20 protein-coding genes and 3 pseudogenes are annotated in these 25,765 nt (G+C 66.2%); 11 read left to right on the top strand and 12 right to left on the bottom strand.

Annotated features, from left to right (window positions below; translation table 11 throughout):
• Position 1 precedes the first annotated feature (1 nt).
• Positions 2-301 (bottom strand): PE family protein, encoded by a 300-nt coding sequence (locus QGN31_RS11255; protein WP_054585857.1) that lies wholly within the window; start codon positions 299-301, stop codon positions 2-4.
• A 355-nt stretch (positions 302-656) separates the two neighbouring features.
• Between QGN31_RS11255 and QGN31_RS11250 the strand changes: the two genes are divergently transcribed.
• Positions 657-1,796 (top strand): PPE family protein, encoded by a 1,140-nt coding sequence (locus QGN31_RS11250; RefSeq protein WP_054585846.1) that lies wholly within the window; start codon positions 657-659, stop codon positions 1,794-1,796.
• A gap of 58 nt (positions 1,797-1,854) precedes the next feature.
• On the opposite strand, the gene QGN31_RS11245 is transcribed toward QGN31_RS11250, so the two are convergent.
• Complete coding sequence (locus tag QGN31_RS11245; protein ID WP_054585845.1) at positions 1,855-2,568, bottom strand: hypothetical protein; 714 nt, start codon at positions 2,566-2,568, stop codon at positions 1,855-1,857.
• 23 nt (positions 2,569-2,591) lie between these two features.
• Positions 2,592-2,906 (bottom strand): hypothetical protein, encoded by a 315-nt coding sequence (locus tag QGN31_RS11240; RefSeq protein ID WP_054585844.1) that lies wholly within the window; start codon positions 2,904-2,906, stop codon positions 2,592-2,594.
• Between the two features lie 122 nt (positions 2,907-3,028).
• Between QGN31_RS11240 and QGN31_RS11235 the strand changes: the two are divergent.
• The 7 genes and pseudogenes from QGN31_RS11235 to QGN31_RS11200 all read left to right on the top strand — a co-directional run.
• Positions 3,029-3,183: pseudogene (locus QGN31_RS11235) on the top strand (IS21-like element helper ATPase IstB); the annotation flags it as partial.
• 95 nt (positions 3,184-3,278) lie between these two features.
• Positions 3,279-3,560, top strand: coding sequence for a DUF1490 family protein (locus QGN31_RS11230; protein ID WP_054585843.1), 282 nt, complete (start codon positions 3,279-3,281; stop codon positions 3,558-3,560).
• Between the two features lie 10 nt (positions 3,561-3,570).
• Complete coding sequence (gene ctpC / locus QGN31_RS11225; protein WP_054585842.1) at positions 3,571-5,817, top strand: manganese-exporting P-type ATPase CtpC; 2,247 nt, start codon at positions 3,571-3,573, stop codon at positions 5,815-5,817.
• Positions 5,818-6,001: 184 nt separating this feature from the next.
• A complete protein-coding gene (locus QGN31_RS11220) occupies positions 6,002-7,294 on the top strand; it encodes a magnesium transporter MgtE N-terminal domain-containing protein (RefSeq protein ID WP_054585841.1) in 1,293 nt (430 codons plus the stop codon).
• Positions 7,295-7,371: 77 nt separating this feature from the next.
• Positions 7,372-8,970 carry an Nramp family divalent metal transporter gene (locus tag QGN31_RS11215; protein ID WP_054585856.1) on the top strand — a complete coding sequence of 533 codons (1,599 nt, stop codon included), beginning with the start codon at positions 7,372-7,374 and terminating at the stop codon, positions 8,968-8,970.
• Positions 8,971-9,231: 261 nt separating this feature from the next.
• Entirely contained in the window at positions 9,232-9,579 is a 348-nt protein-coding gene (locus QGN31_RS11210; RefSeq protein WP_224188582.1) for a DUF732 domain-containing protein, read from the top strand.
• 1,069 nt (positions 9,580-10,648) lie between these two features.
• The gene (locus tag QGN31_RS11200; RefSeq protein ID WP_224188581.1) at positions 10,649-10,999 is read left to right on the top strand and encodes a hypothetical protein; all 351 of its coding nucleotides are present in this window, start codon (positions 10,649-10,651) and stop codon (positions 10,997-10,999) included.
• Between the two features lie 143 nt (positions 11,000-11,142).
• Here QGN31_RS11200 and QGN31_RS11195 read toward each other — a convergent pair.
• From QGN31_RS11195 to QGN31_RS11175, 5 genes and pseudogenes are all read right to left on the bottom strand, one after another.
• Positions 11,143-11,325, bottom strand: a pseudogene (locus QGN31_RS11195) (IS1380 family transposase); the annotation flags it as partial.
• 440 nt (positions 11,326-11,765) lie between these two features.
• A complete protein-coding gene (locus QGN31_RS11190; protein ID WP_054585839.1) occupies positions 11,766-12,725 on the bottom strand; it encodes a cation diffusion facilitator family transporter in 960 nt (319 codons plus the stop codon).
• Between the two features lie 71 nt (positions 12,726-12,796).
• Complete coding sequence (locus tag QGN31_RS11185; RefSeq protein ID WP_054585838.1) at positions 12,797-12,979, bottom strand: hypothetical protein; 183 nt, start codon at positions 12,977-12,979, stop codon at positions 12,797-12,799.
• Positions 12,980-13,324: 345 nt separating this feature from the next.
• Positions 13,325-14,542 carry a helix-turn-helix domain-containing protein gene (locus tag QGN31_RS11180; protein WP_054585855.1) on the bottom strand — a complete coding sequence of 406 codons (1,218 nt, stop codon included), beginning with the start codon at positions 14,540-14,542 and terminating at the stop codon, positions 13,325-13,327.
• Entirely contained in the window at positions 14,529-14,870 is a 342-nt protein-coding gene (locus QGN31_RS11175) for a putative quinol monooxygenase (RefSeq protein ID WP_224188578.1), read from the bottom strand. The genes QGN31_RS11180 and QGN31_RS11175 overlap by 14 nt, the downstream gene beginning before the upstream one ends.
• Positions 14,871-15,158: 288 nt before the next feature.
• Between QGN31_RS11175 and QGN31_RS11170 the strand changes: the two genes are divergently transcribed.
• From QGN31_RS11170 to QGN31_RS11160, 3 genes are all read left to right on the top strand, one after another.
• Positions 15,159-15,497, top strand: a complete 339-nt coding sequence (locus QGN31_RS11170; RefSeq protein ID WP_054585837.1) for an SCO3933 family regulatory protein — start codon at positions 15,159-15,161, stop codon at positions 15,495-15,497.
• A 101-nt stretch (positions 15,498-15,598) separates the two neighbouring features.
• Entirely contained in the window at positions 15,599-17,047 is a 1,449-nt protein-coding gene (locus QGN31_RS11165) for an FtsK/SpoIIIE domain-containing protein (protein WP_054585836.1), read from the top strand.
• Between the two features lie 23 nt (positions 17,048-17,070).
• A complete protein-coding gene (locus QGN31_RS11160; RefSeq protein WP_082632479.1) occupies positions 17,071-18,678 on the top strand; it encodes a replication initiator in 1,608 nt (535 codons plus the stop codon).
• Positions 18,679-18,871: 193 nt separating this feature from the next.
• Here the strand turns inward: QGN31_RS11160 and QGN31_RS11155 are convergent, their stop codons facing one another.
• The 4 genes and pseudogenes from QGN31_RS11155 to QGN31_RS11140 form a co-directional block, all read right to left on the bottom strand.
• Positions 18,872-20,311: a recombinase family protein gene (locus QGN31_RS11155; protein WP_082408944.1), complete on the bottom strand. Its 1,440-nt coding sequence runs from the start codon at positions 20,309-20,311 to the stop codon at positions 18,872-18,874.
• 18 nt (positions 20,312-20,329) lie between these two features.
• Positions 20,330-21,385: pseudogene (locus QGN31_RS11150) on the bottom strand (HNH endonuclease signature motif containing protein); the annotation flags it as partial.
• A gap of 56 nt (positions 21,386-21,441) precedes the next feature.
• A complete protein-coding gene (locus QGN31_RS11145) occupies positions 21,442-22,503 on the bottom strand; it encodes a type III polyketide synthase (protein ID WP_008257608.1) in 1,062 nt (353 codons plus the stop codon).
• Positions 22,504-22,663: 160 nt separating this feature from the next.
• Positions 22,664-25,765, bottom strand: coding sequence for a type I polyketide synthase (locus tag QGN31_RS11140; RefSeq protein WP_014385090.1), 3,102 nt, complete (start codon positions 25,763-25,765; stop codon positions 22,664-22,666).

The raw sequence follows: 25,765 nt of genomic DNA, 5'->3' as shown, positions 1-25,765 counted from the left end.
CTCAGCTGGCCGCGGCGGCGTTGATGGCCTCGGTGGCCTCATACGAACCGGCGCCGAGGTGCAGCATTTTCACGAAGCTCTCGTGAATCATCGTGGCCTGGGCGCAGACGGTCTGATACATCTGGGCGTGCGTGGCGAACTGCGCCGCGATCAGCACCGAGACCTCATCGGTTGCCGCGGGAACTACTCCCATCGTGGGCGCCGATGCCGCGGCATTCTGCGCGGCCAGCGCCGAACCGATCATGCCCAATTTGCTGGCTGCTGCGGATAACGCTTCGGGTTGGGTGGTCACGAACGACACGGTGATCTCTTTCCTCGCTGGATCTTGTTTCAGCGGCCGCCAAAGCCGCTCCCCCAGCGAGGTTAGGCGCTGCGCGATCAATAGTGTATTGCCACAGACTAATGTTCATCTTCAGCTAGATTCAGTTCATACACATAAACTTTCACGTACATATATGTCTTTACGATCACACATGTGCACAAACATCCACACTTGAGGGGTAGTCGGCGCGGCCGAAGAACGGCGTCGCGTTCGTGACTCCACGGCCGATGGTGTCGGCTGCGCTGGACGGAATCCGCGCACCAGTATCTGACCACAGTTTCGGGCGGCGTTGGGGTGCGTGCGACAGCCGTCGACCGGGCGAGAGGATCGATTAGTGGATTACGGGGCGCTTCCGCCGGAGGTCAACTCCGGGCGCATGTATGTCGGCGCAGGCGCGGGGCCAATGTTGGCGGCTGCGGCGGCTTGGGACGGCTTGGCCACCGACCTGTACACCACGGTGGCCTCCTACAGCTCGGTGATCGCCGAACTCACCGGCGCGTGGCTGGGTCCGGCGTCGGCGACGATGGCCACCGCCTCGGCCCCGTATGCGGCGTGGCTGACCGCGACGGCCGCGCAGGCCGAGCAGACGGCCGTCCAGGCGAAGGCCGCCGCGGGTGCCTACGAGGCGGCGTTCGCGATGACGGTTCCGCCCCCGGTGATCGCGGCCAACCGCGCGCAACTGATGATGCTGATCGCGACGAACTTCTTCGGCCAGAACCTGCCGGCGATCGCGGCCACCGAGGCCCAGTACGCCGAGATGTGGGCCCAGGACGCGGCGGCGATGTATGGCTACGCCGCGGCGTCGGCCGGCGCTTCAGCGCTGCCCACCTTCGACCAGTCGCCGACGACCACCAACCCGGCGGGCCAGGCCGGTCAAGCCGCCGCCGTCTCCCACGCCGCCGACACAAGTGCACAATCCAGCACGTTCACCCCTGGGCCGGCAAACCTCAACTCGGCGTCCAGCGCACTACTGAATGCATCGTCCGGGTCGTCCGGATCGTCCAAACCGGTGGCCTGGAAAGACTGGGTATCCATGTACACCAACAGCCTCAAGATCTTATATTACCAATCGGGCGACTATGACCACTTTATGAAGCTCCGGCTAGGTGGGATGCCGGCCGCCGCCAGCAAAGGCGCGGCGGCCGCGACGGCCGTGCCTCGTCTGGGTGGAACTCTGGGCGGTGGCCCGATGTCCTCCGGTGCATCCTCGACTGTCTCGGCGGGTCTGGGCAGGGCGGGCACGGTGGGCCACTTGTCGGTCCCGCAGAGTTGGGCCGCCGCGGCCCCCGCGGCTAACGCGGAAACTGCGCCGCCGGCGGTCAGCACCGTCAGCGCCGGCCCCGAGGCCAATGGAAGCGGGTTGCTGCGCGGCATGCCGCTGACGGGCACGGGCCGCGGTGCCGGCGGCAAGATCGTCGGACAGCGGTACGGGTTCCGTCCGATGGTGGTGGCACGACACGTCGTCGGCGGATAGACGCCCAGAGCCCCGCGCCGCACCGCGCCGCGAGCGGGTCGCCGCACGCGCGGGTGGCTTATTTGCCGGACGTGAACCAGGCGACCTTGGCCTGCCAAGATCGGGCGGACGCGTAGGCGAAACCGATGGCGCTCAGGCAGGCGCACAACCAGACCGGCAAGGCGATATCGGTGCCCGCCCAGGCGGTTCCGATTTGAATCACGCTCGCCGCCACCCCGAAACCCGCCGAGATCAGATAGAGGTCGACGGTCGTCGTGGACCGGGGATCCGTGCGCAGGATCAGCAGCACTCGCCCGGCGTAGAAGAGGAGGTAAATCATCAGGGCGCCCAAGACCAGCCAGTAAGCCAGCAGCCAGAAGTCGGCGGGGGCCGCGAAGAAGTCGAGGTGATGGCCCTCGTCGGCGATGACGAACAGCGCCACCAGCAACGGAACCGCAAGCCTCAAAGGGCGCGTGACGTGCTTGCGCAACAGTTCGCGCTCGTGGGTTTCGTCGACGAGACGGATGAGCCCGTGCCGAATGATCGCCGTCACCGCGAAGATCCAGCAGATGTGACCGAGCAGATGTTGCACGTTCCACAGCCCGAAGACGCGGTGCAGGGGCGGCCCGAGCGCCGCCGCGGCCCAGTGCGACATCAACAGCACCGCGCAGCCGTGCAATGCGATGTTGCGGGTAGCGCCGGCCTCCCACCGGGAGCGCCAGGTGTCGCGCCGGATCCACAGGCTACACATCAGGGCCGCCAGCGTGACGCTGATGAGTACGGTTTTGATCATTCAAACGGTCCCGGCAGTGCCGCTCAGACGGGCGGACTGTTGGGATCGGGACGAAGATCACGCAGCCTGGGCGGGGGCGGGCCGGCCTGGGACTCCACATATTCGCTAACCGAGTCCGGGTCGATCAAGCCATAGCGGACTTGCAGGTCAACCGGGTTCAACCCCAAATACTTGGCCGCCCTGATCAGGTTGTCCGCGGTGATCAGCCTGCCCTCGCGAGCCGCCTTGTAGTACGCGGACTTGCGGTAGCCGAACGCTTCGTAGACCTCGGTAGCCGCCAAGGGCCGACCGACCAGATACGGCAGCACCACGGCGGGGTCCTTCGCACTGTCGTCCACAATGATGGACGATAGCCCCGCTCGCCGGACCTCGCAAAAGAAACGCGAGCGATCAATCGAACAGCGTTGCGCAACCGTGAACCTTTTCCAAATCCAGCAGGGCGCGTTTGCGCCATCGAGACCGATGGGCCACCATCATGCGGTTCTCAACGGCCCGACCCTGCTCGTGATAGATAAACTCGAATATTTGCCGTTGCCGGCTGAAGCGCCCTTGACACTGTATCAGGTTGTCTACCAACGATATTTGAGTACGCCCCTGTTGGCCTTAACCAACCGCAAATACATAGTGATATTGCGATGTATCTATGTTAGGGTCGGAGGGGTACGTCACGAAGGTGCGCCCGATCTGGGCCTAACACGAGGAGGAACTTGATGTTTCCGCATGCGCTAGCGGCAAAGGCAGCCGCTACGGTATTCACCGGACTGGTCGGCGTAAGCGCCTATGAGCTGTTGCGGAAGGTCGCCGGCGGGGCGCCGGTGCGCCGGGCGACGGTCGCGGCCGCGGAATTGAGTCTGCGAGGAACGCGGCGCGCAGAAGTGGCAGCGGAGTCGGCCCGCCTGAAGGCCGCCGACGTGGTGGCCGAGGCGCGTGAACGCATCGGTGAAGAGGCCTCCCCGCCGGCTGCCGCCGCGGACCACGACCACGACCACTGATCGCTCAACGATGACTGTTGTCGATGACACCGCCGTAGAAATTCTGTCCGACGCGGCGGGGCGGATGCGACTGCATGTGCCGTGGGTGCGTTCGGATTCCCGTCGTGCGGTGGCTGTCGAAGACGAGGTGGATAAGCAGACCGGGGTGCGCGCGGTGCACGCCTACCCCCACACCGGTTCGGTTGTGGTGTGGTATTCACCCAAGCGTTGCGATCGCGCGGCGATCATGGCGGCCGTCTCGGCGGCCAAAGGCGTAGCGGCCGAGCTTATTCCCGCGCGTACGCCGCGATCGGCCGACGTCCGCAACACCGAGGTACTGCGCATCGCGATCGGCGGGGCGGCACTGGTGTTGTTGGGTGTGCGCCGCTACGGTTTCCGGCGCCCGCCGCTTCTGGGCCCCAAGGGTCAGTTGGTGGCCACTGGCGCGACGGTGTTCATGGGCTATCCGTTCTTCCGCGGGGCGCTGCGTTCGCTGCGTTCTGGTCGCGCGGGCACCGACACGCTGGTGACGGTGGCCACGGTGGCCAGCATGGTGCTGCGGGAGAACGTGGTGGCGCTGACGGTGTTGTGGCTACTCAACATCGGGGAATATCTGCAGGACCTGACCCTGCGCCGCACCCGCCGCGCCATCGCCGACCTGCTGCGGGGCACCGCGGACACCGCCTGGATCAGGGCCAATGATGGCAGCGAAGTCCAAGTGCCCGTCGATACCCTGCAAATCGGCGACGAGGTTGTGATCCACGATCACGTGGCGATCCCGGTGGACGGCGAGGTGCTCGACGGGGAAGCGGTGGTCGACCAGTCGGCGATCACCGGGGAAACGCTGCCCGTGAGTATGGTCGTCGGCTCCCGCGTGCACGCCGGATCGGTGGTGGTGCGCGGACGGCTGGTGGTGCGCGCCGCCGCGGTGGGCAGCGACACCACGATCGGGCGCATCATTTCCCGCGTCGAAGAGGCCCAGAACGATCGGGCACCGATCCAAACGGTCGGTGAAAACTTCTCGCGCCGCTTTGTTCCGATCTCGTTCCTCGTGTCCGCGGCCACCTTGCTGCTGACCGGCGACATCCGGCGCGCGATGACCATGCTGTTGATCGCGTGCCCGTGCGCGGTGGGATTGTCGACCCCGACCGCGATCAGCGCCGCGATCGGCAACGGTGCGCGCCGCGGCATCCTGATCAAGGGCGGATCGCACCTCGAGCAAGCCGGGCGGGTGAACGCCATCGTGTTCGACAAGACCGGGACGCTCACCGTTGGGCGCCCCGTCGTGACGAATGTTGTTGCTTTCCAGAAGGACTGGCAACCTGAAGAGGTCCTGGCCTACGCGGCCAGCTCGGAGATCCATTCGCGTCATCCGCTGGCCGAAGCGGTGATCCGCTCGACCACCGAACGCCACATCACTATCCCGCCGCACGAACAGTGCGAAGTGTTGGTCGGCCTGGGCATGCGCACCTGGGCTGATGGCCGCGTCCTGCTACTGGGCAGCCCGTCGCTGCTGCGTGCCGAAAAAGTCCGCGTGTCCAAGAAGGCAACCGAGTGGGTTGACAAACTGCGCCGCCAAGCCGAGACCCCGCTACTGCTGGCGGTGGACGGCACCCTGGTCGGGCTGATCAGCCTGCGCGACGAAATCCGCCCCGAGGCCGCCGACGTGCTGAACAAGTTGCGCAGCAACGGCATTGGGCGCATCGTCATGCTCACCGGCGATCATCCCGACACCGCCGAGGTCGTCGCCGGCGAACTCGGCATCGACGAATGGCGCGCCGAGGTGCTACCCGAGGACAAACTTCAGGCGGTGCGCCAACTTCAAGACGAAGGATACGTCGTCGCGATGATCGGTGACGGCGTCAATGACGCCCCGGCGCTGGCAACCGCCGACATCGGGATCGCCATGGGCCTGGCCGGCACCGATGTCGCTGTGGAAACCGCCGATATCGCATTGGCCAACGACAACCTGCAGCGCCTGCTTGACGTACCCGATCTGGGGGCGCGAGCCGTCGCGGTGATCCGGCAGAACTACGGCATGTCCATCGCCGTCAACTCAATCGGCCTGTTGATGGGCGCCGGAGGCGCCCTGTCACCGGTGCTGGCCGCGATCCTGCACAACGCGTCCTCGGTCGCGGTGGTCACCAACAGTTCTCGCCTGATCCGCTACCGCCTGATGAACGGCCAAACCGCGACCCCCAACGGACACCCGACCACATCACCCGCCGCGACCAACGGTCACCAGCAGAACGCGACGTCCCCCGCGGTTGCCGACTAATTGCCCATGCTGCCGCGCCTCCCCGCAGCGTAATCGCCAAAGTGCGCGCGTCTGGATTCGCGGAGCGACCCGTTCGAGTGGGCTACCGCATAACACCTAAGGCCGACGAGTGCCCTGCAAGAAAGGTAAGCAACAAGTGAGTGGACCCGAGACGTCGGCCGAGCAGGTCGGGGCGCACCCGATTATGCATCTCTCAGAGTTGCTGCACGCGCCGGTCCTGGCCCGGTCGGGCGATGCTGTGGGCCGGGTGCACGACGTGATCGTGCGGCTGCGCGGTCTCGACGAGTATCCGCTAGTGAGTGGGATCGTCGCTGTGGTGGGCAGGCGGCGGGTGTTCATCGGCAGCCCCTCCATTTCCCAGTACGCTCCGGATCGCGTGGTATTAGCGACACACAAAATCGATCTGCGCGGCTTCGAACGCCGCGACGGCGAGGTGTTGCTGCGCACTGATGTGCTCGGACACCGATTGATCGATGTGGCCGCTGTGGAGCTGGTGCGCGCCTATGACGTCGAACTCGAAGACAGCGGCGCCGGATGGATTCTTGCCCGCCTGGATACCCGGCGTCCGGCACGGTTCTTCGGACTAATCAAAAGCCGGGGTGGGCACGCGGCCCGGGATTGGAAGGCATTTGAACCGCTGATCGGACACGCCCGCTCGGGTGCCTCGCGACGTCAGTCAGGCCGGCTTGGCAGCTTCAAACCCGCCGACATCGCCGATCTTCTCGAAGACGCTGACAAAGCCGAGGGCGGCGAGATCCTCGACCGGGTCCGCAGCGACCCGGAATTGGAAGCCGACGTGTTCGAAGAACTCGACCCTGATAAGGCCAGCCGGCTGCTCAATGACATGGCCGATGGCGATGTCGCAGCACTATTGGGCCGGATGCGCGCCGATGATGCCGCCGACGCGATCGCGGACCTGCGTCAAGCGCGGCGCCGGCGCGTGCTGGAGCTGATGCCGGGCCCGCAGCGCACGAAGGTGATCACCCTGATGGGCTTTAACCCCGACAGCGCCGGCGGCCTGATGAATGTCGACTTCGTCTCCTGCGCAGAAAGCACCACTGCGGGCACGGCCCTGGCGCTAATCGCGGGCGCCACAACAATACAGCCCGAGGCATTGGTCAAGATGCATGTCCTCGATGAGGACAACCGCCTGGCCGGTGTCGTGTCAGTGATCGACCTGCTGCAAGCCGAACCCGGCCAAACCGTTGAAGCACTGATGGATTGCGACCCAATCCGGGTCGGCGCCGAAGCCGATCTGACCGACGTCGCCCTATTAATGGCCGACTTCAATCTTTACTCCATCCCCGTCGTCGACGGCCAGGACCGCGTCCTCGGGATCGTCACCGTCGACGACGTGCTCGAAGCCACCATCCCCGAAGATTGGCGCCGCCGCGAACCCGCCCCGCGCCCGGTCCGCGAAATCACCCCACCAGATGACGATCCCGACGCCCCTGCATCCGACAGTGAGGCGCAGTGAGCTTCAGCGAGGAGAACGTCACCAGCCACCCCGCAGCGACGCGCCGCGCTGAGCCGCCGCCGCCGCCGCGCACCGCGGTGCTTGACTCGGCTCACCTCGGTGATATCGAGGGCGCCTTCGGGCGCATCAACGTCGGTGAAACCGACCATCCCCGCACGTTCAAGACGCGGCTGCTGACACTGCTGGCCATCGTCGGCCCCGGAATCATCGTCATGGTCGGCGATAACGACGCCGGCGGGGTGGCCACCTACACCCAGGCAGGCCAAAATTACGGCTACTCCCTGCTGTGGGTGCTACTCCTGCTCATCCCGGTGCTCATCGTCAACCAAGAAATGGTGGTCCGCCTCGGCGCGGTTACCGGGGTCGGACACGCCCGCTTGATCAACGAACGCTTCGGCCGCGGCTGGGGCTGGTTCTCCGTCGGCGACCTGTTCCTGCTCAACTTCCTCACGATCGTCACCGAGTTCATCGGCATCACTTTGGCCGCCGCCTACATCGGGATCTCCAAATACATTGTCGTTCCGATCTCAGCGGTCGCGCTCATCGCGATCATGGCCAGCGGCAGCTTCCGCTGGTGGGAGCGGGCCATGTTCGTCTTCATTGCCATCACCTTGATTCAGATCCCAGCCCTGCTGATGTCGCACCCACAGTGGGCCCAGGCCGCCAAGTCATTTGTGGCGCCGAACATCTCAGGTGGCGTGACCTCGGATGCGGTGCTGTTGATCATCGCCATCGTCGGCACCACCGTGGCGCCTTGGCAACTGTTTTTTCAACAGTCCAACGTCGTCGACAAGCGCATCACACCTCGATTTATGGGCTATGAGCGCGCCGACACCGTGTTGGGGGCGTTCATCGTGGTGATCGGCGCCACCGCACTGGTCATGATCGGCGACTGGGCGGCGCGCTCCACTAGCACCTCCGGCGGTTTCATCGACGCCGGCGTCATCTCGCACCTGCTGGGCCAACACAATCCGACGCTCGGCTGGTTGTTCGCGATCGTGCTGATGGACGCCTCGATCCTCGGCGCCGCCGCAGTCACCCTGGCCACCAGCTACGCCTTCGGCGACGTATTCGGCCTGAAACACTCGCTGCACCGGGGGTTCGCCGATGCCAAACCGTTCTACCTTTCCTACAGCACGATGGTGGCGTTTGCGGCGGCGATCGTGCTGATTCCCGGTGCCCCGCTCGGGTTGATCACCACCGCCGTGCAGGCCCTGGCGGGCTTGTTGTTGCCCAGCGCCAGTGTGTTCCTCCTGCTGCTGTGCAACGACCGGGAAGTATTGGGCCCTTGGGTGAATCGGCCCTGGCTCAACTGGGTTGCCGGGCTGATCGTGGGCGTCCTGCTGCTGTTGTCGGGAATCTTGATGACAACGACCTTGTTCCCGGGCCTCAATGTGATCGTTGTCGCCGGCTACTTGGCGCTGACGTTGGTCATACTGGCCGCTGCCGCGGTACCGACACTTCGTTGGATGGGCCGTCGTCAGCCCTCGCCACCGGCCGCATCACGCCCGGTGCGACCGCTTGACCGCAATAGCTGGCGAATGCCGCCGCTGACCCTATTAGAGCCTGTGACCTGGTCGCCGGGGACCCGTCTGGGCATGATTGCGCTGCGCGGCTACCTCGTCGTCGGCGCCGTCCTGCTCATCGTCAAAGCTGTCCAGCTCAGCGGCCGATGAATTTGGGCCAACCCGGAAGGTCACCAAAATGAGCAGGCCACACAGCGCGGGGGTGGCCGCCGAAGCCAACTACCTACCGCACTACAACGACATCCAGCAGATCACCGGAACGGCCATCCTCGCCTCCATTGCGGTCTGCCTGGCAGCGGCATTCATCATCATTGAACGTCGACGACGCCGCGCGCGCACCACACGACATCACGTCGGAGGTTCGCGACGCTCCCGCTTTTCAAGATCTTCCGGCACTCGGAGGAAAAACTAGTGGCCCAATCGAATATGTCTCGTGGGAAGTGGTCGATCACGAGCGTGATCCTGCTCTTTGCTGCTGCGCTGCAATTCGCTACGCCTGCATCAGCGGATCAAACTGATGATGACTTCCTCGCCGCGCTCAAGAAACACGGGATCGTCTTTGCCAACCGCGATGCCGCGATCGCGGCCGGCCACAGGGTGTGCACCGGGCTCGATGCAGACCAGACGCCGGCCAACCTGATTTTGTCACTGGTAAAGAACACCGATCTTTCGGCGCACGAGGCCGGATATTTCTTCGGCGCCGCGGTGAATTCCTACTGCCCGCAATACCGCCCCGATACCCCCCAGCCGGGAGCATAGAACGGGACGGGCAAATAGTGCGCCACTGATGGACCACGGGGCTCCCAGTAGGCGACGGCCAGATGTTCGGTTCCCGCGGCTATCAGTGGGTGCTGGACGCCGATATCGAGGCGTGTTTTGACCGGATCGACCCATGCGGCCCTGATGGGCCGAGTGCGATTGCGGGCCAAAGCCGAGCGCGTGCTCGCGCTGGTAGATAAGGACTGGGATTGGCCACCGGGCGCGCGGCGCGTTGTTTTGACGGCGGCCCTCGGTAGCCCGTTGGCCGACTCAGCCGAGCGACCAAGCACAGCCGCTCCTCCGCCGAATCCGTTGGCGGCCCTGTCTTTTGGCAGCTGTCAGTTCGTCGGCCGATGGGAGTGCCCTCATACATCCTCGCGCATTCGCGGCGATCGTCTTGTGCGTCTCACGCACAAGACGATCGGAACCGTTCCCTCACAGAACCCCCTGGTCGTACTTCTTCGGTTTCTCTGACATCGGTACTCTTTATCGCTGACCCTTCCACGATCTCGGGGGAATCTCAGCTTTCTCGCTGTCGTCTCTGGCTGGTTGGCCGTCGCCTGAACTAGTGATGGTCTGGCGTTGCCGCAGCTCAGCGAAAGCGTGCCGTTCAGCGGATTGCGCGGCGCGGGCGAGCGCGTCGCTTTCCTCGGCCGGATCTGGCCACACGAAACTGCCGGTGCCGGGGGCGCCGCCGGCGCCGAGTTTGTTCATCCGTGTGGGCACTGCCGCGCCCTGGTAGTCCAACCCCCCTTTTGATGGCTTACGAATTCGTGTCATGAGGGCGATGCACGCGGACTGCGAGTATGGCGCTCAAATGTGGTTTAGGTACGATCGCGAAGACGCCGCACCTCGGCAATGTGGATTAAGCACGCGAAGTAGGCGGTTCTTCATGGTGTAACCGTCTGGGCTTGAAGCTTGGCCTCATTCAGAGCCAGTTCACCAGTGGTTTCATCGATTTGCTCTCAAATGTACGACTGCGGCTGGGCGCCAGCGATACCACCGGGCTTGCGGTCATCGGGCCGGAAGCGTTCCGCCGAATGAATGGTGGCTGCTACGATCGGGCACCGTGGCCCGCTACGAATCTCCAAACGACGGCGGCGATGACCAGCCTAGCTATGCAAGTCTCGGCCAGAGTCGAAAACAGCCGTATCTCAGCCCTTGGTATCGCAGGCCCGTGGTGTTGTTAGCAGCGGTCCTCGCGATCCTCATCGCGCTGATCACCTGGGGCATCATCGCGCTGTTCACCGCCAGTCAGGGCCGCAGCCCTTCCATAACGACAACTACGACAACTACCGCGCCAACGACCAGCACCTCGGGCGGCTTTCGACTGCCGTCGCTGCCGTCGGATATCACCCTCCCATCACTGCCATCGAAAATTACGCTGCCATCGGAGATCACGCTGCCGTCGCTGCCTTAGCCTGAATCCACCGACGGGGCTGGCGTTGAACTGATGCCGCCTGGTCTGATCGGGATTTTCGGTGGATGGCGTGCTGTATCCGCTGGTCTGCTCCGCTTTCCTTTGCTCCGTTCCGTCCTTCCGGCGGAGGTCTGGCGGTGCTGTCCGATGATGTTGCGCCACAACGTAAACCATGCGTCAGCCCAGGGCCAGTGGCCGGGCAGATGCAAGATGTCGGCGTTGCGGTCGGGCCAGGCGGGCGGAACGTTGACGACCTTTTGGCGCCGTGTAGCCTCGCGCGCGGCGGAGTTGCGGCTGACCCGCCAGTGTTGCGCGGCGCGCAACAGGTAGCGGAGCGTTGGGGGGGTGGGTGATATCAGCGACTGGCGGTGGGGGTCAGTGAAAACGGGTGCTAGCGCCGCATCCAACGCTTCAGCGGCAGCGATGGCGTTGGATGCGGCGTAGATGGGCAAGCGGTCTCGATGACCGCCTTGGTCATCGCCTTAAGCCCCCCGGGTCTAGTCAGCGCCATGCCGGCTTCCCGGGCCTAGGGATTGAGGTTTAGAGCGGACTGTGCAGCAGGCGGATACCCGGCGGGCTGGCGGTTGAGCCAACGAGAAGCGACGACACTGCCGTTTTCTGGTGGTCGTTGGGGCTGCGCGGTGTCAACGATTTTCGCCTAGCGCAAGCGTGGTTCACGACAGATCCAAGGTGTCGGTCAGCGCGCGCCCCGGCGGCCCACCTTGGTATCGCGGCTTCGCTTCACACGCCCGTTTGCGCGCTGCGGTCAGAAGCCGGTGGGTTGTTCGACGTGCCCGGCAGGCTCGACCTCGATTGTGGAATGGGTGACCCCGTAGCGTTCGGCAAGGAGTTGGCGACTTGAGTCCAGCACGGCGTGCCAGTTGGCGCCATCGGTGATCACCACGTGCGCGGTAGCAGCCTCCATGCCGCTGGTGACCGTCCAGATGTGCAGGTCGTGGACCTCACGAACACCGGGAAGCGCGGTCAGGTCACGGGCGGCACCGTTGACGTCGACTCCGGGAGGTGCGACCTCCATGATGATGCGCAGGGCGTGACGCATGAGTTGCCAGGTACGCGGCAGGATGAACAGGCCGATAGCCGCGGCGACGATGGCGTCGATGTAGCGGAATCCGGTGACCGCAATCACGATGGCCCCGACGATGACCCCGATCGAACCGAGCATGTCGGAGAGCACCTCCAGGTAGGCGCCCTTGACGTTCAGGCTCTCCTTGGCGCCAACGGTGAGCAGCCGGAAGGAAAGAACGTTGACCGCCAGCCCAACCGTGGCGACGATCAACATCGGCACACCCAGCACCTCTGGCGGCGCGAGGAAGCGCCGCACCGCCTCGTAGAGGACGTAGAAGGCGACGCCGAATAGCAGCAGCCCGTTGATGATCGCGGCCAGCACCTCCAACCGGTATGTGCCGTAGGTGCGCTGGTCTGCGGCCGGCCGCTTCGCCATGTAGATCGCGGACAAGGCGAGCGCGAGTCCGAGCACATCGGTACCCATGTGAGCAGCGTCGCTGATCAGCGCCAGGGAGCCGGTGACAATACCGCCGATGACCTCCACGATGGCATAGGTGGCGGTCAACGCGAATGCGATCATCAACGGTTTCTGGTGGCGTTCACCGGCGCTGCCGATGCGCAGGCCGCGCGCGTGCCCGTCGCCATCGGGCCCGCCGACAGTGGGCTCGACAGCGTTATCACGCTTGCTGGATGAGCTCATCTACATGTCTCCCGCGTTTAGCTAAATGACCACTACATGTTTCACGCTGGCGAGCTGAGGGTTCATCGCCTTCACCGCTTGGCGCAGTTCACCTGCCATACTGCCAGCAGCGGCCGCAGAAAGCAGGTTGCGCCCAAGCTGGTGAGCGTCAGCCCGGTGCGCTTGGCGCCACGCAGCAAGCCAATCCAGGAAATGGCTGACCAGGCCGCTTGATACCAGTAAAGAAAGTCCTCACCGCCGAAGTCAGACATCATTTTCAGGAGTCGGTCGCGACCTGATCTGTGGCAGCGAGGGCGACTCGACGGTTGCGGCTTGCTGGGGCCGTGTACACGGTCGTCGCTGCCCGTTGTCTGGACGGCGGAAGCTCTCCGGCGGCTCGCTGGTGGGCTGGTCTTTGTGGCGGGCGGCGGACGCGGGGCGCAGTGCAGCGACCGGCGCGGACGGGAGCGTCAGCGGACGGAAGCAGAGGGAGCGCAGCGGAGCCCGGGGGTAGCCGCCCGCAGGGGTGGATCTGCTTGGGTGGGCGGTTGAGCTGTGGGAGGGGTGCTGCGGTGGCCGAGGCGGCGGGATGGCAGCGGCCGTGTCGCGGGTGTGCGCGTTTATCCGTAGAGGCGTTGGCGGAGTTCGCGCAGGCCGGGCAGGCGTGGTCGTCGGTTGAGGGCTTCGATGTCGTCGATGAGTTCGGCGACGCGGGGTGATTCGGCGAGTTCTTCGACAGCGATCTGTTCGGCTTTGATCAGGGCGCGTAGTGCGTCGCGGCCGGAGCGGGTCAGCAGGTGGGCGCGGGCGATGTCGATGAGGTAGCGGGCTTGGCGTTCGGGTGAGAGCTGTTCGGGGTGGTGGACGTGGGCGGCGCGGTCGAGGGCTTGTTGTCCGTTGCCGAGTTCGACCGCGACGCCGACGGAGTGCATGGCGACGTTGGTGGGGCCGAATTCGGTGTCGTGGTGGTTGCGGTCGGCGCCCAGGACGGCGGCGAGCCGGCGTGCCACTGTCAGGCACTGTTCGGCGTCTGCGGTGTTGGCGTCGCGGGCGTGCAGGATCGCCAGCAGCAGCGCGCTGGAGCCCACGAGCGAGGTCAGGGCGTGATCGCCGCCGGCGATGATGGCTTCGTGTCGTTGGGTTGCTTGGGTTAAGACGTGGCGGGCCAGTGCTTGTTCGCTGGAGTCGAGCAGGGTGCGGGCCATGCGCAGTTGACCGCCCAGGATCAGGGCGGGGTTGTGGGTGCGTTCGGCGGCGGCGATAGCGCGGTCGGCGGCGACCCATCCGGCACCGCGGTCGCCGACTTTGACCAGCATCGCCGCGGCGGCTTGATAGGTCTGGGCGAGCAGCGAAAGAAGTTGAGGGCGTTGGGTTTTCGCGGCAGTGCGGCTGGTGTGTTCGAGTTCGCTGATCAGGGCGGCGATGGCTGGTCCCATGTCGCGGTAGGCGCTGGCGTGGACGCGCTCCCAGATATGCAGGGTGCGCTGTCGTAGTGATTCCAGATCGCAGGAAGGGCCATCGGCCGCCGGTGTGATGATGTGGTCTGGGGCGGGGTGTCCGGCGATGGCCAGACGAAGCTGTTCGACGTACGGGCGGTTGCGGATGGTTTCGGCGTCGGGTCCCAGGGCGGCTTCGATGAGTTCCTGTGGCCGTGCGCCGAGCACTGCGGCCAGCCGTTGTATGACGGTGAGGTCGTTCAGCGGCAGTTCGCCGCGTTCGGTCTGGGAGACCCAGCTGACCGATTTGTGCATCTGGCCTGCCAGGCGCTTCTGGGACCAGTTCTTTTCCTCTCGGTAGATACGAACCAGATCGCCGGCTGTGGGGTCAGCGCGAGGCACCGTCACCTCGAAGCGGCTGCCCATTGATCGCACCGGCAACGTGGGTCAGGGTCCACACTGCCGGCGGGCCACCCAGGTGCTGGGTTCGCTCGGACAGGAATCGGCGGGTGTGCGGCGCGGCTTCGTGTGCTTGGAAGGCGTCGTGGCTTCGGTAGCACTCGTAGAACACCCGCACGCTGGGCTCGGCGGCGTGAGCGTGAGTCGCATAAACGATTGTGTCGGGTTCCTCGGTAGTGATCGCGGCCAATGTTTCGGCCACAAGCGCGTCGAAGGCGTCCTCGTGTCCAGGGCGAAGACTGAACCTGACCAGCAGTGCGAACAATGTCACCCCCGCGAGCCGATTCCGCGCAGCACTGTCGACGTTGTGGCGTGCGCGGTTGCCACACACCCTACCCGGCTGCCTCGATGGCGACGTTGACACAAGAAGCGCGCGCACTGGTGGGGCGGCGTCAACGCCGTGAATCCACCCCCCACGGCGTGGGCGGCGCACAGTTTTGCACAGCCGTGGTGTGTGTTTCAGTCCTCCGTTGGTGAGCTGGGCTGGTGTCGGGCTGCACTGGGTGGCGCGTCCAACAACACCGTTGGGCCGCTCACCGAGAAGACAGGACACACCATCATGAAACTGCGAATCGAGACGACCGGCGTGACGTTTCTGTGCACCCGGATTCCCGAGCAGCGCACCAATTTCGACACCGGCGCCCCACGCATCGACAAGGCGACCGGGCAGGTGTTGTGGCAGGTCCAGCTGATCGCCCTAGACGCCACCGGCGGTGAGGTGCTGGCAGTCACCGTGGTTGGTGAGCCGAAAGTGATTGTCGGGCAACCGGTTGCGGTGTCGGGTCTGGTGGCGTTGCCGTGGTCACAGGACGGCCGCTCGGGCATCGCGTATCGCGCCGAGGCCATCACCGCCGCCGACCCGGCAGCCGCCGCGAAGGCGGGCCAGCAGGCCCGGTAACCGCGCGCCGGTCCGGCAGCCCCACGACAGCGTGTCCGTGTGGGCTGCCGGCCGGGCGCTCCCGCCCCTTCTTTTTCCGTCGCAAGCGAAGGCAGACCGTCGTGTCGAATACTCCAAACCGTAATAACCGCAACACTAATCAAGCATCTGATGATGACTGGGTCGGCGAGCTGATCTGGGGACTGGTCAAAGCCGCCGGGCAGCTGCTGTGGTGGGCAATCCTGTTCCCCGTCCTCAGTATCCCGGTCATCGTCTCGATCTGGGTTGCCATCGCTCACGGGCCCGGCGCGGGCTTGCTGACCGCCGGGTTGGCTGCCGCGGCTTATATCGGCTGGGCAGTCGTGGAGCCGTCCTCGTTCACCGCGTGGGTGAGCGGCCCGGTGCGGCAACGCTGGCTGTCGTGGTGGCGCTACCGCCGCACTTGGGAATCGGTGTGCACCCTGCACGGCTTGTGCGCCAAGCTGGGCGAGCGCACCCTGGTTCCAGCCTTGCGGTCGGTGCGCATCGGGCATCATGCCGACGTGCTCATCGTGCGGGTGGTGGCCGGCCAGTCCATCGCTGACTGGCAAAAGCGCGGCGATGCGTTGGCGGCGGCGTGGCGGGCCGAGCGGCTCACGATCCGTGCCACCACCCCTGGCGAGCTGCGGATCATCATCAGTCGCGGCGACGCATTGGCCCAACCCATCGCCCTGCCGATGCCGACGCGGGCAACCCTGGTTGACCTGGCTGCGGTGCGGGTCGGAATCACCGAGATGCGGACCTGGTGGCGGCTTCCCGTTGTGGGACATCACATCCTGATCGCCGGTGCCACCGGAGCCGGGAAGGGCTCGGTGCTGTGGTCGCTGATCGCCGGACTGGCGCCACACGTCGTGACCGGGCGGGTGCGGTTATGCGTGATCGACCCCAAAGGCGGCATGGAACTGGGCGCCGGTGCCCCGATGTTCTCCCGGTTCTGCCACCACACCGGCCAACCCACCCTGGAGCTGCTGCGCGAGTTGGTGGCAGTCATGCAGGCCCGGGCCAACCGGCTGCGCGGACACACCCGCCTGCACACCCCCACCCCGGCCGCGCCGTTGATCGTGGTCGTCATCGACGAGATCGCCGCGCTGACCGCCTACCTCACCGACCGCAAAATTCGCACCGAGACCGAACAACTGCTCGGCCTGCTGCTCTCCCAGGGCCGCGCCGTCGGGATATCGGTGGTCGCCGCGGTGCAAGACCCGGCCAAAGACACCCTGCCGGTGCGGCAGCTGTTCACCGTGCGCATCGGGCTGCGCATGACCGAAGCCACCCAAACCGCGATGGTCCTGGGCCAAGGAGCACGCGATGCCGGCGCCGAATGCGATCTCATCGCTGATGCCACACCCGGTGTCGGATACATGATGATCGACGGCACCGCCGACCCGATCCGGGTGCGGGCGTTTCACGTCAGCGACCGCGACATCACCGTCCTGGCCCGCGCCTTTCCCGCACCCCGCCCCCGCACACGAGGCAACGCGGGAGACGCCACACCCGGCACCGACAACGGTGACCATCGGGGGCAGCGGTGAACACCGTCGCGGCGGACAGCCCGATGATCGTGTTGCCGGGGCTACCCACCACCGCTGATACCGGGCCGGTGATCACCCAGATGCTGCGCCGCGCCTCCTCACCCGGTTTCGATACGTGGTGGCGCCGTGCTGAATCGGTCGGGTTTTGCGCCCACCCCATCCAGCTCTCCGGTGCCGACACCGGCGGGCGTCGTCACACCGTGTGGACACGCTGCAACAACCGCCGCGCGACCGTGTGCCCGTCATGCTCAGACCTCTACGCCCGTGACACCTGGCAACTCGTGCACGCCGGAGCCGCCGGCGGCCACCACGAGATCCCGGTTGAGGTCGCGGCCCGACCACAAGTGTTCACCACCCTGACCGCCCCCAGCTACGGGGCCGTGCACAACGCCACCGGCACACGCTGCCGCCCTCGCAATGGCGCCAGCTCATCCACGCGGTGCTCGCACGGAAAACTGTCGCGGTGCAACATAATCCACGGCATTGATGACCCGATCGTGGGCCAGCCGTTGTGTCGTCAGTGCTATGACTACGTCGGGCATGTCTTGTTCACCTGGCATCTGCCCGAGCTGTGGCGGCGGTTCACCATCGCGTTACGGCGAGCCGTCTCGACACATCTGAAAACCCTTGGCGTCAAGCCCGGTTCGGTGCGGGTCAGTTTCGTCAAAGTCGTGGAACTGCAAGCCCGCGCCATCCCTCATGTCCACGCTCTGATTCGCCTCGACCCACCACAAGCCGACAACGACGCCACCGGATCGGGTGACCACAACCGTTACGGCCCCGCCGCCCCGTGGGGTGGTGGGGAGCCCCGTCCGGTAGCCGACCAGCACACCGGCTGGTCGTCACCGATCACCGCGGCCGAGCTGGCCGCCCTAATCCAGCGCGCTGCCGGTCACGTCCGCATCGACATACCCACCGGCGACGACGATTACCCCAACCAGGACGGGGTGCGCACCGTACGGTTTGGCACCCAGATCGACACCCAACCACTGGCACCCGAAACGCCGATAACTGCAAGCGATTCCGAAGTCGACGACACCGCACGCATGACGGTATCGCGGTTGTCGCCGCGCCGGGTCGCGGCGTATCTGGCGAAATACGTCACCAAATCCCTGCACGACTTCGGCATCACCGCGCGCCGGCTGTCCGCCGAGGCGATCAGCGAGCTGGCAGTCAGCGAACATATACGTGCCATCCTGGTCACCATCGCCGAACTCGCCGAACACACCGCGTCTGCAGGCCCGTCGTTGGTGGGGATCGGGCGCTGGCTGCACACCCTGGGCTACCGCGGCCATATCACCACCAAATCGCGGCGCTACTCGACCACCATGGGAGCCCTGCGCGCCGCCCGCGCCTCCTGGACCCGCCAGCAGATCGCCAAACACTCACAACGACAAGATGATTCGCAATCCTCCTATTTCGCTGACGACCTGACGGCAGGCGGGCGGCAGCAACCGATCGACACCGATGCGGTGCTGTGGGAGTTCGACCGCGAGGGACACACCAGCGCTGGGGACCGCGTCCTGGTCGTCTCCGCAGCCCTGCGACACATCGGCGCCCGCATCACCGGTATCACCGAATCCCGGACTGTCGTCACCCGCATCCCGCCGGCGCCACGGGGCGCCGGGTGATGGCCACATCACCCCCGCCAGCGGCCGGCAACAGCGATGCCGGCGCGGTCCCGCTGCACGAGCGCCCGGAGTTCATCGCCTGGCTGACCGCCTCATGTGAACGCCAAGGCCTGTCGGTCACCGTCACCGACCCGGCCGTCATCGCCCGCATCGCCACCCTGATCGGCGCAGACCACCCCGCGCGGCCGGCGGGTCAGACCCGCCACACCGGCGCCACCCGGCCGATATCCAGACGGCGAACACCTGGGGTGCCCGGTGCGATCACCGCGTGATCCAGCACCGCTTTGACGATGGCTTGCTGACGCCCTAAATCCAGATCAGTCCAGCCGGCACGCAATGCACCGCCAGTACCCACCAGCTCAAAGATCGTGGTGGTGTTGGTGGCCGCGGCGATATCGCGGCGGGCCGCCGTGATCCGCTCGGTGATCGGATCACGCGCAGCGATCCACTCCCGCGCGCTGATCGCCCCATCGGCATACAAACCGGCCAACTCATCAAGGCGTTCCTGATCCGCCTCGACCGCAGCGGCCAAAGCGGCCACATCGTGATCAGCACTGGCTTTACCCGCCAGCACATCAGCCAGCTGCGGTGAATCCAGTCGGGTCAGCACCGACTCGGTCAACAGCTCCTCCACCGGGGCGGCGACCACCGTCAACCGGCCGCACCCACCATGATCCGGGCCTTTCAAACACACATACCGACGCACCCGATTCTGCGGATTACTATGCCGTGCTTGGGAATACAGCCGGTTACCGCAGCGGCCGCAGCGCAACATCCCCGACAACAGATACGTGCGGGCCGTGCGGGTTTTCGTCACCGAGCGTGCCGATAGTCGTGCCAGCACCCGATCACGCTCAGCGGCGGTGATGATCGCCGGCCACACCGCCGCCCCGATCACCTCCCCGCGATGCTCCCGCAACCCCGCAATCCGGCCCGACGACATCACCTGGCGCACCGATGTGGTCTGCCACGATTTCGCCACGCTCGGAGCGATGCCCGTCTCGTTGAGCCAGATCGTCAACGACCGCAACGACTGCCCAGCCAGATACCGATCCACCATCTCGCGCACCACCGCGGCCTCCGACTCACGCACGGTGATCTTGTCGTCCTCGTAGCCGAACGGCCGTGCTGAACCGTGCGGCAACCCCGCTTGGGCGTTCTGCAACATCTTCCGCTGGACACGCGCCGACTTGCGACCCGACTCCTTGGCGGCGAACGCCGCGAAAATCCGTGCCATGAACAACCCGTCATCATTACCCAAGTCGATATCGGCGGTCACCGTCGCCACATCACGCACCCCCACCGACTCGCACAGCGTGACGAACTCCTCCAACTCCACCGGACGCCGATGCAGCCGATCCAGGTTGTAGACGATCACCGCATCACGATCACCCGATTCCAGATCGGCCAGCATCCGCGCATACTGCTGGCGTAGCTTGCCCGAGAACGCCGACACATCGTTATCCACGTACTCCGCGCCCACCGGCCAACCCCGGTCAGCAGCGAGCCTGCGGCAATCCTCCAACTGCCGCGCCACCCCCAACCCGGTGCCCTCCGCATCCGAGGAAATCCGGGCATAAATCGCCGCCGACCTCACCCCAACGCGCTGACCAGCAGATTTCCTCGGCGACATGGGGGTAGTTTAACAGCTTATGACCTTGGCCAACTCCGTGGGGCCACCGTCCTCCCAGTGCCACAGGTGATGCGCGTGCAGGCCCCGGGTGGCCCCGCAGCCGGGCACCGCGCACGTGCGGTCGCGATATTCCAGCGCGCGGCGAAGCCGCCGATTGATCACCCGCGTCACCCGCCCGGCCCCAATAACCTGCCCGTCGCGTTCGAACCAGACCTCACAGGTGGCATCGCAGGTCAACAAGCGGCGTTCGGCATCCGAGAGCAGCGGACCCAGATGCAGGGTTGCCACGCGCTGCCCGACGTCGAGGTGGGCCACCACGGTGGTGTGCTGCCCATGCGGGCGACGGGCGGCCTCGGCGTCCCAACCCGCCTCGACCAGCCGCATGAACGCATCGACGGTGCTGGGCAACGGGGGCCGCTGATCGGAAACGCCCGCGCCGTTTGCGTGGTCGTGTTTCCACTCGGCGATCAGCGCCTCACGATGAGACGCCAAAGCGGCGTCGAACTTCGCGGCATCCAAGTGGCCCAGCGTGATCCGATAACAGGCGCCCCACTCAGTGGCGGTCGTAGTGATCGAACGCTCAGGCTCGATCTCGGGCCGAGGTTCGAGCTCGGACTCGGACTCTGACTCGGACCGAGGTTCAGGTTCGGGTCGCGGTTCCAGCTTGACCGCGGTACGCAGCTGATTGACCGTCGCGACCGCGGCCAGCTGCGCGTAATGCTCATCGGATCCCTGCCCGGCGCGCGCCGCGATCACCCCGACCTGATCGGCCGACAGCCGACCCTCCCGCAGGCCGGCGGTGCAGCGCGGGAACTCCTCGAGCCTGCCCGCGATGGTGGCGATCGTGTGCGCGTTGGCCGACGAGCAGCCCAGCTTCCAGGCCACCAACGCCGGCACCGAGCGCGCCCCGGTCACACCACACAATTGGTCACGATCAATCTCGGCGACGATCTCCACAATGCGCCCATCAATCGCATTGCGCTGACCCGCCAACTCCGCCAACTCCCCGAACAGCACCTCAAGACGGTCACTCGCAGTGACCACCACGGCCTCAGCGGACGCGATCGACGACATGCTGTCATCATCACAGCCACCACCGACAACACCGGCCGCCTACGGAAGCGACCCGCTCAGTGCCAGCGCAGCAGCACCAGTTCGGACCCGAAGCCGGGTCCCGTCGCGATCATCAGCCCGGGGCTTCCGCCGGGCGGTGGCTTGGCGATGGTGTCCCGCAGGATGTGCAGCACCGACGCGGACGACAGGTTCGCGATTTCGCCGAGCGAGCGCCAGGTCAGCTCGTGCGCCTCCGGCGGCAGCTCGAGGCACTTGGCGATGGTATTGATGACTTTGGGGCCGCCGGGGTGCGTCACCCAGGCGCCGACGTCGTCCTTGGTCAGCTGGTGCGCGGCGAGGAACCGGCTCACGTCGTCGGCCAGGTACCGGTCGATGACGGCGGGCAGTTCCGGCGACATCACCAGCTGAATGCCGGCCGAGCCGACGTTCCAGCCCATGATGTGCAGCGATTCGGGGTACAGGCGGCTGCGCGAATCGAGGATGTCGGGCCCGGCCGCGCTCAGCTGCTCGGCGCGACGGTCGCCGACGGCGACCACCGCGGCGGCACCATCGCCGAACATCGCGGTCCCGACCAGCCCCGACACCGTCGGGCCGACCGCGGGGAAGGTCAGCGAGCACAGCTCGACCGACACCAGGGCGGCGACGCCGTCGGGGGCGCCACGCAGGTAGTCGTGCAGCCTGCCGACCCCCGCCGCCCCGCCGGCGCAGCCCAGCCCGAACAGCGGCACGCGGCGCACGTCCGGGCGCAGGCCGAGGCGCCCCACGATCCGGGCGTCGAGCGACGGCACCGCGACGCCGGTGACGGTCGTGGTGACGATCGTGTCGATGTCTTGCGGGACGAGCCCCGCCTCGTCGAGGGCGCCGAGCAGCGCGTCGCAGCCAAGTTCCACGGCCTTGTCGATGAAGACCTCATTGGCATCACCGAAGTCGGTCAGCGCGTGGTACCGCTCGAGCGGCAGGACGAAGTGGCGGCTGTTGACCTTGGCGGCGGCGTGCAGACGCCGGACGATCTCTTCGTGTTCCTTCAACGCGGGGAACTCGACGATGTGGTCGGTGATTTCGCGTTGGCTGTACCGATGCGGCGGCAAAGCGCCGAACACACCCGCGATGACGCTCATGCTCTACTCTCTTGATTGCCAACCAACGTGAACACGATTCCGCGTAATGCCGGAAGTTTATTCGGTTGGCTGTGGTCTTGCAAAAGTTTCTGGTATTCAACACATGTCAGATTGACTGCGCGTGGTGTACGCGTAATCATGTCCGCCAGCGGGGAATTCGTCATTCGATTTCGTCGTCTTCCGCCGCATTGAGCGCCATGGCGATTAAATCGTCGGGGCTCAAAGAATCGATATCGTCACCGCTGGGACCGGGTTCATTTGCGTCGCCTTCGGGTGTTTCCGGCACACCGGCGAGTAATAGGAGTTTGTCGAGCAATCCCGTTCTGCGAAGTTCACGCACAGGAATCCTCCTCAGCGCGGACCATAGTTTTTCGTCGTCGGATTCCTCGCGATCGTCATGGAGTAGTTGCCGGCGAAGATGATCGGCCAGCGCGGCCGGGGTCGGGTAGTCGAAGATCACCGTGCGTGACAACGCCGTCCCGGCATGTGTGGTGAGGCGATTGCGCAATTCGACCCCGGTCAGTGAGTCGAACCCGAGGTCGCCGAAGGCGCGGTCGTGGTCGATGGCCTGTCCGCCCGGATATCCCAGCACGGCCGCCGCGTGCTCGCACACCAACCCGAGCAGCACACGCTGCTGTTCGTCGCGCGGCAGGCCGTGCAACCGCTGGGCCAAGTCGGGCGAGCGCGTCACGGCGGCGGGCGCGGCCCCCGATCCCCCCGGCCCGCGCCCGTCGCCGAGCCAAAACCTCTCTCGCGCAAAGCCATACGTCGGCAATTCGACCCGCCGCGCGTTCAGGCCGGCGAAGACGCCCGCCCAGTCGAGGTCGAGTCCGCGGGTGAACAGCTGCCCGGCGGCGGCCAGCGTCGATTCCGTCTCGGGGCGGTCCTTGGGCATGGTGGCCAGCGACGCCGCCCGCTCGGCGCTCAGCGATTGGTCCACGGCGGCCGTCAGCGCCGCGCCCGGTCCCAGCTCGAGGAAAATCGCGGCGCCGCCCGCCTCGGCGGCGCGCACCCCCTCGAAGAAGCGCACCGGCCGGCGCACGTGTTCCACCCAGTACTGCGCCGATCCGTACTCGGCATCGGCCGGCCGCCCGGTCAGGTTCGAGACCAACTCGACTCGGGGGCGCCGCGGTTCGATGCCGGCCGCCACCGCGGAAAACTCGCCCAGCATGGGCTCCATCATTGGCGAATGAAACGCGTGGGAGACCGCCAACCGGTGTACGCGCCGACCGGTTTGCGCCAGCCGATCGGCCAGCGCCGCGACCGGTGTCTGTTCGCCGGAGAGCACCACCGACTGCGGGCCGTTGACCGCCGCGATGCTCACCCCACCGTCCATCAACGCGGCCACCTCGGCCTCGCCGGCGCCGACCGCCACCATCACCCCACCGGCCGGCAGCCGTCCCATCAGCCGGCCGCGGGCCGCCACCAGCCGGGCCGCATCGGGCAGCGACAGCGCCCCGGCCACGCACGCCGCGGTGATCTCCCCCACCGAATGTCCCATCACCACATCCGGTGCGACACCGAAGGATTGCCACAACGCCGCCAGCGCGATCCCCAACGCGAACAATGCCGGCTGGGCAAACTCCGTGCTCTGCAACAACTCCGGGCCCGCGCCCCACATCACCTCGCGCAAGGGCAGCCGCACATGCCCGTCCACCACTTCGACGGCCTCGTCGAAGGCGCGGGCGAACACCTCGAAGCGGTCGTAGAGTTGGCGCCCCATCCCGAGCCACTGCGAACCCTGGCCGGGAAAGACGAACACCGTTTTGCCCGGCGGCATGCCCCGGCCCACCGACACACCCGAATGTGGCTGCCCCGCCGCCAGCGCCGCCAATCCCGTTGCCAACTCCCCACGATCGCCACCCACCACGACCGCGCGATGCTCGAAAGACGCCCGGGTGCTGACCAATGACCAGGCCACGTCGAGGGGGGTGAGATCCTCCCGCTCGGCCAGGTGGTCCGACAGCCGCCGCACCTGGTTGGTGAGCGCGCGTTCGGATCGGGCCGAGAGCACCCACGGCACCGTGAAGCCTGAGTTCGATTGCGCCGCATCGGGTTGGGCGGGAGGCTGTTCCACGACGAGGTGCGCGTTCGTCCCGCCCATGCCGAACGAGGACACCCCGGCCCGCCGCGGGTGGCGCGTGGACGGCCAGGGCACCGCCACGGTATTGACTTGCAGTCCAAGGCGATTCAGATCCACCTCGGGATCTGGGCCGGCATGGTTGAGGCTCGGCGGAATCGTCGAATGGTGGATCGACAGGACGGCCTTGAGCAGACCCGCCACCCCGGCGGCGCCGCCGGCGTGGCCGATGTTGGTCTTCACCGATCCCACCCGAACCGGATCGTGTGCGCGCACGCCGAAAACCTCACCCAGCGCTTGGGCTTCGATCGCGTCACCCACTTTGGTTCCCGTGCCGTGGGCCTCGACGTAGTCGATGTCCGCCGCCTCGAGGCCGGCGTCGGCGAGCGCGCGGCGGATCACGTCGGCCTCGCCACGCGCCGACGGCACGGTCTGGCCGGCCGGGCTGTGCCCGGCGTTGGCGACGGCGCTGCCGCGAATGACGGCGTGGATGCGATCGCCGTCGTCGAGCGCGGCCGGCAGGGGCTTCAGCAGCACCAGCCCCGCGCCCTCACCGCGCACGTAACCGTCGGCGCGCCGATCGAAAGCGTAGGTGTGGCCGGACACCGACACGGCGCCGAATTCCCGTTCCAGCATGGCGATTTCGTCGGCCAGGTTGAGGTGAACCCCGCCCGCGATGGCCAGCGACGACTGCCCGGTCCGCACGCTTTCGCATCCGAGGTGCACCGCCACCAGGGACGAGGACTGGCCGGAGTCGACGGTCATGCTGGGCCCCTGCAGCCCGAAGGCATACGAGATCCGGTTGGCGATCATCGCCCGGCTGATGCCGGTGAACGTGTGGTGGTCGAGGTTGTCGGCGAGGTCGCGCAGGGTCAGCGCGGCGTAGTCATCCGTCATCACCCCGAGGTACACCGAAACCGGTTCTGTCCGCAGTGTGTCGGGAACGATGAATGCGTTCTCGAACAGCTCCCAGGTCAGTTCGAGGGCCAGCCGTTGCCTCGGGTCCATCGCGCACGCCTCGCGCGGCGACAGGTTGAAGAAGTCGGCATCGAATTGCTGTGCTTCCCCGGCGAATTGGGTGTTCTCCCGCCCGTCGCGGATGAGCCGCCACAAGGCCTCGGGGCCGGCCGCTCCGGGGAACTTGCACGCCAGCCCGATGATCGCTACGTCTGTCGAGGCCAA

Origin of the sequence: Mycobacterium sp. 2-64 (assembly GCF_035918375.1) — a bacterium.
Taxonomy (GTDB): domain Bacteria; phylum Actinomycetota; class Actinomycetes; order Mycobacteriales; family Mycobacteriaceae; genus Mycobacterium; species Mycobacterium intracellulare.
This window is presented reverse-complemented; position numbering and strand designations above follow the sequence as displayed.